Source organism: Bacillus sp. RCC_6_1, assembly GCF_041360755.1.
Classification (GTDB): Bacteria; Bacillota; Bacilli; order Bacillales; family Bacillaceae_G; genus Bacillus_A; species Bacillus_A cereus.
Window position 1 is genome coordinate 50,964 of the sequence record NZ_JBFUPV010000008.1, and the last position, 11,585, is coordinate 62,548.

Here is an 11,585-nt window from a genome sequence, read left to right on the forward strand (position 1 = left end):
AAAGCAGGTGGTTAGCCTGCTTTTTTTATTTTCCTACGGATGCCCACTTAAAGCTTAATTCACCGCCATATTTGTGGATATACACATCTTTAATCGTTTCTCTTTCTAATATAGATCTGCCGCGTTGGAATACTGGCGCAATTGCTGCATCCTCAAATAAAATTTTCTCTGCTTTTAACAGTTCATTCCAACGTCCTTTTACATCTGAGCCTTCTTGCTTTGCCTTTTTAATAATGTCATCATACTGAGCATTAGAATAAGCCATTTTATTTTGTGAACCATCTGTTATAAACATATCAAGGAATGTGATTGCATCAGGGAAATCAGGTCCCCATCCAGTAAATGAAATATCAAACTGTCCACTATCTTCAAGTTTTAATTTTTGCGCAAATGGTTGCATCTTAATTGTTACTGTTAGACCTGGTAAGTTCTTTTCTAATTCTCCTTTTACATACTCACCAATTTTCTTAGATTCTTCATTATCAAAGTTTAAAAATTCTAGTTCTATTTTATCCTTACCTAATTCTTTCTTGCCTGCTTCCCAGAATTTTTTAGCTTCCTTCACATCGACTTTCGAAAGCTTTCCATTTTCTTTTCTGAAATCTTGCTTATCTGGTCCCTTAACAAAATCAGATGGTACTAAACCATAAGCTCCCTTAGAACCGTTGTTTAAAATAACCTCTCCAATACCATCTCGATCGTATGCACTAGAAATAGCTTTACGAATATTTTTGTTAGCTAATGCCGGATTTTTTTGGTTAAAACGCAAGAAAAATACAGTTGGATCATTAATTGTTTTAAAGTCTTTTTGTCCTTTATACTTATCAACTAACTCCGCTGATAAACCAACTCTGTCAATCGCATTCGTATTATACAAATTAACAGCTGCTCCTGTATCTTTTACAACATTAAAGTTAACTTCTTCTAACTTCACTTCTTTTTGATCCCAATAATTTGGATTTTTCTTTAATTGGAAACTTTGTTCATGTTTCCATTCATTTAATACAAATGGACCGTTATACAGAGTTGTATTTGCTTCCAAACCAAATTTTTCTCCCTGCTCTTTCATATACTTCTCATTTAACGGGAAAAATAGTGGATACACTGTTAAATCGAGAAAGTATGGAACTGGATTATCCAATTCAACTTCTAATGTATAATCATCTATTGCTTTAACACCTAATTGATCTGGTGATAGCTCTCTTTTATTAATTTTTTCTGCATTTTTTACATCTAACATAATATATCCTGATTTTGCTGCCGTATCAGGATTAACAGCTCTTTGCCATGCATAGACAAAATCTTTTGCTGTTACAGGGGCACCATTCGACCATTTAGCGTCTTCCCGCAATTTAAATGTATATTTTTTACCATCTTCTGATTTCGTATGAGATTTTGCCACACCTGGTACTAACTTATCGCCTTTCCCAAGTCGATACAGCCCTTCCATTGTATTATTCATAACTTTTGAAGAAGCAGCATCCGAGGCAAGTGTTGTATCCATTGTCGGAATTTCAGACACTTCTGTTAGATTAATAACTTGCTTCGCGCCGCTTTTTCCGCTATCCCCTTTAGCGTTTGCTTGCGATTCATCTTTTTGATAGCTACATGCCCCTAACATCATGCTCATCGCTACTGTTGATGCTACAAAAACTGGTATCTTTTTTTTCATACTTCCACCCTCCAAAAAAATGTTAACCCTTTCATTTTCAAACAAAAAGAAATATATATATGTTCTAATAATTCATATTATACACACAAATATATTTTTTGTATATTTATATTTCTATTTCATTAAAATTTTTCGTTAAAAAATATACCTTTGTAAACGTTTCATATTGCTGATTATTCATACTAAAGTGTTAAAAATAATATTTTTTATACTTTTCTAAATTATCAGAGAAAAATGAATTTTATATCTCATAATATTTTATGTATAATTATCCTTTTGTTTTTATCATAAAATAGCACTCTCTTCATAATAAAAATATGTAGGCTAAAATGAGTGCAAAGGTTAAGAAAGTATGTTACGATACATTTTGCTAAAAATAGATATCGGTAAAGAGGGGACGGACATGGCAGCAATTCAGGCAAAAAACGGGCCTACTGAGAAATTAAGTTTATTCTTATTAACATGGCCTATTTTTCTAGAAGTTTTTCTTTTTATGTTAATGGGGATCGCTGATACTTTCATGTTAAGTGCATTATCAGACGATGCTGTATCTGGGGTTGGTGCAGCGAATCAATATCTTCATATTGCGATTTTGGTATTAGAAGTCATCGGGAACGGCGCTGCTATCGTTGTATCTCAATACCTCGGTTCCAAACGCTTTATGGAAGCATCTAAAATATCAGCATTAGCCGTCACATTAAATTTAATAGTTGGGCTCGTTATAAGCGCTGGTTTTCTTTTATTTTCGAAACATATGATGCTCGCAATGAACTTACAAGGCGATGTACTAACGTATGCGCAAAACTACTTATCTATCGTCGGAGGAGCCATCTTCCTACAAGCTATTATTAACTCATTAGCCGCAATTATCCGTGTACACGGTTTTACAAAGCAAGCGATGTTTATTTCACTCGGAATGAATATGATTCATATCGCTGGAAACTACGTACTCATTTTCGGGAAATTTGGTTTCCCTGAGCTCGGTGTACAAGGGGCTGCAATTTCTTCCGCTATCAGTCGATTGATCGCACTTATTGTTTTCTTCTGGTTACTATACCGCGTTATGGAATATCGTGTGAAATTACAATATTACTTCACTTTATCCAAAGAATACATTGGGAAAATTTTAAAAATTGGCATTCCATCTGCATTTGAACAAGTGATGTATCAAGCTTGTCAAATCGTCTTCCTTTATTACGCAACGTACTTAGGAACGGAATCATTAGCTGCTAGACAATACGCTACTAACATTTCCATGTTCACTTATTTATTTGCAATTGCAATTGGTATGGGAACAGCCATTATTATTGGCCGCCTCGTTGGTGGTGGCGAAAAAGATGAAGCATACGAACGCTTGTGGAAAAGTGTAAAATGGGCAATTGGTGTAACTTTATGTATGGTCGCTCTCGTTATTACATTCCGTACACAATTAATGGGACTGTTTACAGATAATCCGCACATTATCGGGTTAGGCGCAAGTGTTCTTTTACTAAGTGTACTACTTGAAACGGGACGTACGATGAACATCGTCATCATTAATTCGCTTCGTGCAGCTGGTGATGCAAAATATCCTGTTTTAATCGGTGCATTCTCTATGGTGTTAATGAGTTTACCACTAGGTTACTTTTTCGCCTTTCATTTAGATATGGGGCTCGTTGGTATTTGGCTAGCAATCGCCATCGACGAATGGACACGTGCCATTATTATGTTCTTCCGCTGGAAAAGTAGAGCATGGGAGCGTTATGCGCTTGTTAAACCTGAAGAACAAGAGGAGAATGTTTCTGTTCAAGTGCAGTAATTTTGCATATGGATATCACTAATGATACATGAGATTTATATCGGCGATTCTTTAAATATATCGACTGACCGACAAATGTATACAATTCTTTTATATAGTAGAAAAAGAGCCATCCTTCCATAACAGAAGAATGGCTCTTTTTCTTATTGATAAATCTCTTTATATTTCTTGTACTCCGCTTCCGAACATAGTACGAAATGTCCTGGGCGAATTTCACGCATTGTTGGTGCTTCACTACCATAATTATGCTGTGATGGATCATATACGATACGTTTACGATTGCGCTCATAATCTGGATCTGGAAGTGGAATCGCTGATAATAGTGATTTCGTATATGGATGAATTGGATTCGCATATAATTCATCACTTGTTGTTAACTCAACGATTTGGCCACGATACATTACACCAATACGGTCACTAATGTATTTTACCATTGATAAATCATGGGCGATGAATAAGTATGTTAAACCTTTTTCTTTTTGTAGCTTTTTCAGTAAGTTTACAACTTGCGCCTGAATCGATACGTCAAGTGCTGAGATCGGCTCATCGGCAATGATAAATTCTGGGTCTACAGCAAGCGCTCGAGCGATACCGATACGCTGACGTTGTCCACCTGAGAATTCGTGTGGGAAACGGTTTGCGTGCTCTTTATTTAAACCAACTGTGTTTAATAGTTCATGAACACGGTCCATGCGCTCTTTTTTACTTTTCGCTAGTCCGTGAATATCGATACCTTCTGCAATAATATCCCCTACTGTCATACGAGGGTTTAATGATGCATATGGATCTTGGAAAATCATTTGCATTTTACGGTTGAATTTCTTCAGCTCTGCGCGTGATTTTTTACCATGTACATTTTCACCATCGAATAACACTTCACCAGCAGTTGCATCATATAAACGAATAATCGTTCTTCCAGTTGTCGATTTACCACAACCTGATTCTCCTACAAGACCAAATGTTTCTCCGCGGTAAATATCAAATGAAATATCATTAACCGCTTTGACAACACCACCACTCACGTCGAAGTGCTGCTTTACATTTTTTACTTCAATTAATTTCTCACGTTGTTTAGTCATGTTGTTCACCTGCTTTCATTTGAAGAATGCGTTTTTCAACGACTGCCGGCGGTTTTACTTCTGGAGCTTGCTCGTGAAGTAACCAAGTTGCCGCATAGTGCGTATCACTTACTTTAAATAAAGGTGGGTCCATTTCAAAATCAATTTTCAGTGCCTGTGGGTTACGTGGTGCAAAAGCATCTCCCTTTGGCGGCTTCAATAAATCTGGAGGTGTTCCAGGGATTGCATATAACTCTTCTTCTGAACCATCTAAACTTGGCATAGATGCGATTAAACCCCAAGTATATGGATGTTTCGGATTATAGAAAATTTCATCTACAGTTCCAATTTCAACAACTTTACCAGCGTACATAACTGCCACTCGGTCCGCAACGTTTGCTACTACACCTAAGTCATGCGTAATGAAAATGATTGCTGCTTCTGTTTTTTGCTGAATGTCTTTCATAAGTTCTAAAATTTGCGCCTGAATCGTAACGTCTAGCGCTGTTGTCGGCTCATCGGCAATTAATAATTTCGGGTTACAAGCTAACGCCATCGCAATAACTACACGCTGTCTCATACCACCTGAGAATTGGTGAGGATATTGTTTTAAACGAGCTTCTGGATTTGGAATACCTACAAGGTCAATTAACTCTAAAGCAACTTTACGTGCATCTGCTTTACTCATCCCTTGGTGTTTAATTAGACCTTCCATAATTTGATTTCCAATTGTCATCGTTGGGTTTAATGATGTCATTGGATCTTGGAAAATCATCGCAATATCTTTACCGCGTACTTGCTGCATTTCTTTTTCTGTTAATTTTGTTAAGTCACGACCTTCAAATACGATTTCACCATTTTTAATGCGTCCAGGAGGATTCGGAATTAATCCCATTAACGCTTTAGAAGTAACTGATTTCCCTGAACCAGATTCTCCTACAATCGCCAATGTTTCTCCTTTTTTCAAATCAAAAGTAACGCCGCGTACAGCTTGTACTTCACCTGCATGTGTATCAAAGGAGACTTGTAAATCTTTTACCTCTAACAATGTTTTCATCTTTGCCTCTCCCCTCTTTTACTTACGCATTTTTGGATCTAACGCGTCGCGTAATCCGTCTGCCATTAAGTTAAACGCTAAAATTAATATACTGATGACAACCGCAGGGATGAACATCATATGCGGATACGTTTGAATAGATTTATAACCATCATTTACAAGAGAACCTAGTGACGCAAATGGTGGCTGAATTCCTAAACCGATGAAACTTAAGAACGCTTCACCAAACACCGCTGATGGAATTGTAAACATCGTCATTACGATAATAGGTCCCATTACGTTTGGAATTAAATGTTTCACAATTAATTGTGTATTTGTTGCACCTAATGTACGAGATGCTAATACATATTCTTGGTTTTTTAACTTTAAGATTTGTCCACGAACAATACGCGACATCCCTATCCAACCTGTAATCGCCATCGCAAGTGTAATTGACCAAATACCAGATCCCATAATGATTACCATTAAAATAACGATGATTAAGTATGGAATACCGTTAATAATCTCCATAATACGTTGCATAATGTTATCTACTCTACCGCCGTAGAATGCTGAAATACCTCCGTATGCAACCCCAATTACTAAGTCAATTGCTGCCGCTAAAAGAGCGATATATAATGATACGCGTGTACCTTCCCATGTTCTTGTCCATAAGTCACGGCCAAGGTCATCTGTACCAAACCAGAAGTACTCTTTAATATCACGTTTTTCATATTGGTCAACACCATATTGATCTGTACCGTCAAATGGTAACCAATGAACATTTTCAATAACTGGAATTTTTGGTGGTAATTTCGCACGACCTAAATCTTGCTCTTTATACGAGTGTTTACTTACCATCGGTCCAAAAATCGCTAATAGCGCAATGATAACTAACAATACAAGGCCAAGCATCGCACCTTTATGTTGGAATAAACGTCTTCTTACATCTTGCCAAAACGTTAAGCTTGGACGGGCAATGACTTCATTATCAACATTATTTTGATTGGCTTGTTGAAATAAATCTGGAGATAATTTTTGTACATCTTTCATCATTTTTTCCCTCCCGCTAAACGAATACGAGGATCAATAATTCCGTATAAAATATCGACAATGAAAATAACTAAAATGAAGATCGCACTATAGAAAATCGTAGTTCCCATAATAACTGTATAGTCATTTAAAGTAATCGATTTAACGAATTGTTCCCCAAGTCCTGGTACAGCATAAATTTGCTCGATAACAAGTGTTCCTGTAATTAATGCCGCAACCATTGGTCCTAAAATTGTTACAACTGGAATTAACGCGTTACGAAGTGCATGTTTGACAATGATAACGCCTTGGCTAATTCCTTTCGCTTTCGCTGTTAAAATGTAATCGGCTTGCATAACTTCAATTAATTCTGCACGAGAGAAACGTGCGATTGTCGCGATAACTCCCATCGATAATGCAATTGTAGGCATTACAGTAAACTCTGGTCCTTTCCAGAATGCTACTGGGAACCAGCCTAGTTTTACCCCTACGAAATATTGCAGTAATGCGGCGAATACGAATGATGGTACCGACATTCCGAGTACCGAAATAACTGTTGCACTATAATCTACCCACGTATTATTACGAAGTGCGGCAACAATACCTAAAATTAAACCGATAAATGTTCCTAATATAATCGCTTGTAAACCTAATTGGGCTGATGGTCCAATACGATCCACAATCATGTCTGTTACTGGGCGGTTATCATATTGGAATGATACCCCTAAATCACCTTTTGCTAAGTTACCTAAGTAACGTGCATATTGAACTGGTACCGGATCATTCAATCCGTATTTTTCAAGAATGATTTCTTTTTGTGCCGGTGATAGCTTCTCCTGGTTTTTAAGCGGAGAACCCGGAAGTAATTTCATCAAAAAGAAAGTCATTGTAGTAATTAAAAATAATGTCAAAGCCATGTACACGAAACGTTTTAATACATAACGTCCCATAGTCAAGCACCTCCCCGTTTTTCTCAAAAGCAATAAGATAGTTTAAAATATTCTTACTTTTATTTTTTTAAAATAAGAGCATATGCCCATCATAGGCATATACCCTTGTAAACGATGGAAAAAAAAGATTATTTTTGTTCAACAGATGCCCATTTGTAAGTTAATTTACCACCATAGTTAATTGGGATAATATCTTTTACGGCACCTTTTACTACATACGCTGAACCTTTTTGGAAGATTGGAGTGATAACTGCATCCTCTTTAATTAACATCTTCTCTACTTCTAGAAGGTTGTCCCAGCGAGCTTGTAAATCTTTTGTATCTGTTTTAGCTTTTAGGATTAACTCATCATATTTCTGATTAGAATACCCTGTTTTATTTTGAGAACCATTCGTAACAAACATATCTAAATATGAGATTGGATCTGGGAAATCTGGTCCCCAAATACCAAACGCAATATCATATTGCTGAGAATCTTCTAATTTATTTTTTTGTGCGAATGGTTGCTGTTTAATTTTAATTGATAAACCTGGTAAGTTCTTTTCCATCTCACCTTTTAAGAATTCCCCAACTTTTTTAGCATCTTCATTATCAAAGTTTAAGAATTCTAGTTCGATTTTATCAGTTCCAAGCTCTTTCTTCGCTGTTTCCCAAAGCTTTTTTGCTTCTTTTGGATTTGTTTCAACTAGCTTTCCATTTTCAGCTCGGAAATCTTTTTTATTTGGACCTTCAGCGAAATCTTTTCCAACAAATCCGTAAGCTCCAATTGCGCCGTTATTTAAAATAACTTTTGCAATGTTATCACGGTCAAAGGACATTGAAATTGCTTTTCTTAAGTTTTTATTACTTAAGTACTGATTACTTTGATTAAATCTTAAGTAAGCAACCCCTGCCTCTTTTCTTGTTTGGAACTCTGGGCTTTTTCTAAACTTATCAACAAATTCAGACGTTAAAGCCGCCCGATCAATCGCGTTTGTCTCATATAAATTTACATCAGTTGCTGTATTTTTTACAATATTAAAGTTGATTTCTTCGATTTTAACCGTTTTATTATCCCAATATGAAGGATTCTTCTTGAATTGGAAACTTTGTTCATGTTTCCAATCACTCATAACGAATGGACCGTTATATAATGTTGTATTTGCCTCTAAACCAAATTTATCACCTTGTGCTTTTACAAAGTTTTCATTTAGTGGGTAAAATACTGGATAAACTGTTAAATCGATAAAGTAAGGAACGGGATTGTCTAATTCTACTTCTAATGTATAATCATCAATCGCTTTTACACCTAATTGGTCAGCAGGTAATTCTTTTTTATGAATTTTCTCTGCATTTTTAATATCGAACATAATGTATGAATACGTTGCTTTTGTATCTGGATTTACTGCTCTTTTCCATGAATACACAAAGTCTTTAGCTGTTACAGGTTCCCCATTCGACCATTTCGCATCTCTTCTTAATTTAAATATGTATTTCTTCCCATCATCTAGCTTTTCGACATCTTCTGCAACTCCAGGCATTCTCTTTTGATCTTTGCCAATACGATATAAACCTTCCATCGTATTATTTAATGCTGTAGAAGATGAAGAATCAGATGCTAATGATGCATCCATTGACGGAATTTCAGATAACTCTGTTAAATTAAGAATCTGTTTTCCGTTACTACTACTCGTAGCGTTCTCTTTCCCTTTTGCTTTTGCGTCATCTTTTTGGTAGCTACACGCGCTAAGCAACATACTTGCAGTTAAAGTTGATGCAAGTAATAACGGTATCTTTTTCTTCATGTTGTGTTGCCTCCCCTAATTGCACTTCCTGTACCCTCACTTGTTAAAAAGTAGAATTGAAAGAATAATCTCCAAGTTTCTACAATTTTCATTATACATATAATATAACAATTGTGAATATAGTTTTTTGTTTTTTTGTTAAAATTTTTAATAAAATATTTATATTTTAAATTTTTCGTAAAGGGATACATTAACATTGCTACCATCATCTTAAAATCAGACCTTTAATTGCGTATAATTTTCAAAAAATTAATCCTAGTACTTATTATAGCTTTTATAGTATAATAATTCTAGTAATATTTTGACGGAGGGGAATATTTTGAATAAAGTTTTTTTTCATACTTGTATACTAATTTTTATAGCGATGATTGCTTCTAGTATTGGTGCATTCCTCATTTCATCTCAATTTTTGTTGAACTTTGTCAACATTTTGTTTTATATTGCACTGTTTTTTATTCTTATCGGCGGTTTTTTATACATATTTCAAAATGGTTTTTTCAATGTAACCATTTACGCATTCCAAAGAGTATTTGGTACGAACAAAAAAATTGACTCTTTAATTGAAGAAGTAGAGGAACCTACCGATAAGAAAGAACGTATTTATAAAACATATTCATTCAAATGGACGTATCCAATTTGCATTACCGGTATCGTTCTTGGGTTATTCTCGACCTTCATTAGCTTTACTATTTTGATGTAGTTTGCAAACACTATCCCATATGATATAATAATCAGCAAAACATTTTGTTATAAAACTTTAGTTCTTTCATATTTAAAGAGCTCAGGTAACAATAAATAAATTTATATGTATGCGATGATAAAGAAGAGTACATATTGAGGCAATTTCAGAGAGCTTGTGGCTGGTGTGAACAAGTAATTGTACAGTATGGAATGGGCTTTTGAGCTCCAAACCGAACCGAAAGTAGTAGGCTTTGGCGTTATATCCAAACGTTATTATGGATTAGAGAGATTTCACAGTAGTGAAATAATTAGGGTGGTACCGCGGTCCATTCGTCCCTATAGTTTTTTGGGATGAATGGGCTTTTTTGTTTGCCTTCTCTTCTCTATCACGCATTCAAATTTAGGAGGAATTACTTATGTCAGTTATCTTTTCTGGTATTCAGCCGAGTGGAACGATTACACTTGGAAACTATTTAGGAGCTATGAAGCAATTTACAGAGCTTCAAAATGAACACGACTGTTATTTCTGTATTGTAAATCAACATGCGATTACAGTGCCTCAAGATCCCGTACAACTTCGTAAAAACATCCGCAGTCTTGCTGCACTTTATGTAGCATGCGGTATCGATCCTGAAAAAGCTACGTTATTTGTACAGTCAGAAGTACCGGCACACGCTCAACTAGGATGGATTATGCAATCAGTTGCTTACGTTGGAGAATTAGAGCGTATGACGCAATATAAAGATAAAGCATCAGGTAGAGATTCAGTTCCAGCTGGATTACTAACGTACCCACCATTAATGGCTGCTGATATTTTACTTTACAACACTGAAATCGTGCCTGTTGGTGATGACCAAAAGCAGCATATGGAATTAACACGTGACCTAGCAGAGCGTTTCAACAAACGCTTCCGTGAAGTATTCACAATTCCTGAAATTCGCATTCCAAAAGTAGGAGCTCGCGTTATGTCACTAACAGAACCTACGAAAAAAATGAGTAAATCTGATCCGAATCCAAAATCAATGATCAGCATGCTTGATGAACCAAAAACAATTGAAAAGAAAATTAAGAGTGCTGTAACTGATTCTGAAGGTATTGTGAAATTCGATAAAGAAAACAAACCTGGAATCTCTAACTTATTAACAATCTACTCTTCATTCTCTGGAAAAACAGTAGAAGAAATTGAAGCGATGTACGAAGGAAAAGGATACGGCGACTTCAAAGGCGACTTAGCACAAGTAGTCGTAGAAGCAATTCGTCCAATCCAAGACAAATATAACGAACTAATCAACTCACCAGAACTAGACGAAATTCTAGACAAAGGTGCCGAAAAAGCAAACCGCGTCGCATTCAAACAACTACGCAAAGTAGAAAACGCAATGGGACTAAGCAGAAAACGTAGGTAACATATAAAGTGGAAGCGGCTCGTTCAGCTCTGACTGGCTAAGGTTCTTTCGCATAAAAGGAGCTTTTTTCCTTCTTATGCGGAAGGTTCTTAGACACGAAGAGCTTGCCGCTGGAGCTGGATTTCATATAAAGCGGAAGCGGCTCGTTCAGAATGTGAGGGGGATGGA

The 11,585-nt window shown here is 36.0% G+C and carries 9 protein-coding genes and 1 other annotated feature; of the genes, 3 read left to right on the top strand and 6 right to left on the bottom strand.

Annotation, left to right across the window (positions count from 1 at the left end; all coding sequences use genetic code 11):
* Window positions 1-25 precede the first annotated feature (25 nt).
* Window positions 26-1,672: a peptide ABC transporter substrate-binding protein gene (locus AB6801_RS20825; protein WP_000727251.1), complete on the bottom strand. Its 1,647-nt coding sequence runs from the start codon at window positions 1,670-1,672 to the stop codon at window positions 26-28.
* 352 nt (window positions 1,673-2,024) lie between these two features.
* On the opposite strand from AB6801_RS20825, the gene AB6801_RS20830 reads away from it, so the two are divergent.
* A complete protein-coding gene (locus AB6801_RS20830) occupies window positions 2,025-3,470 on the top strand; it encodes an MATE family efflux transporter (RefSeq protein WP_009327244.1) in 1,446 nt (481 codons plus the stop codon).
* A gap of 143 nt (window positions 3,471-3,613) precedes the next feature.
* Here the strand turns inward: AB6801_RS20830 and AB6801_RS20835 are convergent, their stop codons facing one another.
* The 5 genes from AB6801_RS20835 to AB6801_RS20855 all read right to left on the bottom strand — a co-directional run bounded on the left by AB6801_RS20835 (window position 3,614) and on the right by AB6801_RS20855 (window position 9,330).
* Window positions 3,614-4,549 (bottom strand): ABC transporter ATP-binding protein, encoded by a 936-nt coding sequence (locus tag AB6801_RS20835; protein WP_000166348.1) that lies wholly within the window; start codon window positions 4,547-4,549, stop codon window positions 3,614-3,616.
* A complete protein-coding gene (locus AB6801_RS20840; protein WP_000854346.1) occupies window positions 4,542-5,585 on the bottom strand; it encodes an ABC transporter ATP-binding protein in 1,044 nt (347 codons plus the stop codon). Before AB6801_RS20840 ends, AB6801_RS20835 begins: the two co-directional genes overlap by 8 nt.
* An 18-nt stretch (window positions 5,586-5,603) precedes the next feature.
* Complete coding sequence (gene opp3C / locus AB6801_RS20845; protein WP_000974106.1) at window positions 5,604-6,620, bottom strand: oligopeptide ABC transporter permease; 1,017 nt, start codon at window positions 6,618-6,620, stop codon at window positions 5,604-5,606.
* On the bottom strand, window positions 6,617-7,546 hold the full coding sequence (gene opp3b, locus AB6801_RS20850) for an oligopeptide ABC transporter permease (RefSeq protein WP_000534172.1): 930 nt from the start codon (window positions 7,544-7,546) through the stop codon (window positions 6,617-6,619). The genes opp3C and opp3b overlap by 4 nt, the downstream gene beginning before the upstream one ends.
* A 128-nt stretch (window positions 7,547-7,674) precedes the next feature.
* Window positions 7,675-9,330 (bottom strand): peptide ABC transporter substrate-binding protein, encoded by a 1,656-nt coding sequence (locus AB6801_RS20855; RefSeq protein ID WP_000727219.1) that lies wholly within the window; start codon window positions 9,328-9,330, stop codon window positions 7,675-7,677.
* A 319-nt stretch (window positions 9,331-9,649) separates the two neighbouring features.
* On the opposite strand from AB6801_RS20855, the gene AB6801_RS20860 reads away from it, so the two are divergent.
* Both AB6801_RS20860 and trpS read left to right on the top strand, forming a co-directional pair.
* Complete coding sequence (locus AB6801_RS20860) at window positions 9,650-10,030, top strand: DUF3899 domain-containing protein (RefSeq protein ID WP_097998880.1); 381 nt, start codon at window positions 9,650-9,652, stop codon at window positions 10,028-10,030.
* Between the two features lie 105 nt (window positions 10,031-10,135).
* Window positions 10,136-10,352 (top strand) — a binding site (T-box leader).
* A gap of 75 nt (window positions 10,353-10,427) precedes the next feature.
* Window positions 10,428-11,417 carry a tryptophan--tRNA ligase gene (gene trpS, locus AB6801_RS20865; RefSeq protein ID WP_000110993.1) on the top strand — a complete coding sequence of 330 codons (990 nt, stop codon included), beginning with the start codon at window positions 10,428-10,430 and terminating at the stop codon, window positions 11,415-11,417.
* The last annotated feature ends 168 nt before the right edge of the window (window positions 11,418-11,585 follow it).

What these genes read in the sequence shown, in the direction of transcription:
- AB6801_RS20825 (WP_000727251.1), bottom strand. Translation starts at nt 1,672, where the DNA reads ATGAAAAAAAAGATACCAGTTTTTGTAGCATCAACAGTAGCGATGAGC.
- AB6801_RS20830 (WP_009327244.1), top strand. Translation starts at nt 2,025, where the DNA reads ATGTTACGATACATTTTGCTAAAAATAGATATCGGTAAAGAGGGGACG.
- AB6801_RS20835 (WP_000166348.1), bottom strand. Translation starts at nt 4,549, where the DNA reads ATGACTAAACAACGTGAGAAATTAATTGAAGTAAAAAATGTAAAGCAG.
- AB6801_RS20840 (WP_000854346.1), bottom strand. Translation starts at nt 5,585, where the DNA reads ATGAAAACATTGTTAGAGGTAAAAGATTTACAAGTCTCCTTTGATACA.
- opp3C (WP_000974106.1), bottom strand. Translation starts at nt 6,620, where the DNA reads ATGATGAAAGATGTACAAAAATTATCTCCAGATTTATTTCAACAAGCC.
- opp3b (WP_000534172.1), bottom strand. Translation starts at nt 7,546, where the DNA reads ATGGGACGTTATGTATTAAAACGTTTCGTGTACATGGCTTTGACATTA.
- AB6801_RS20855 (WP_000727219.1), bottom strand. Translation starts at nt 9,330, where the DNA reads ATGAAGAAAAAGATACCGTTATTACTTGCATCAACTTTAACTGCAAGT.
- trpS (WP_000110993.1), top strand. Translation starts at nt 10,428, where the DNA reads ATGTCAGTTATCTTTTCTGGTATTCAGCCGAGTGGAACGATTACACTT.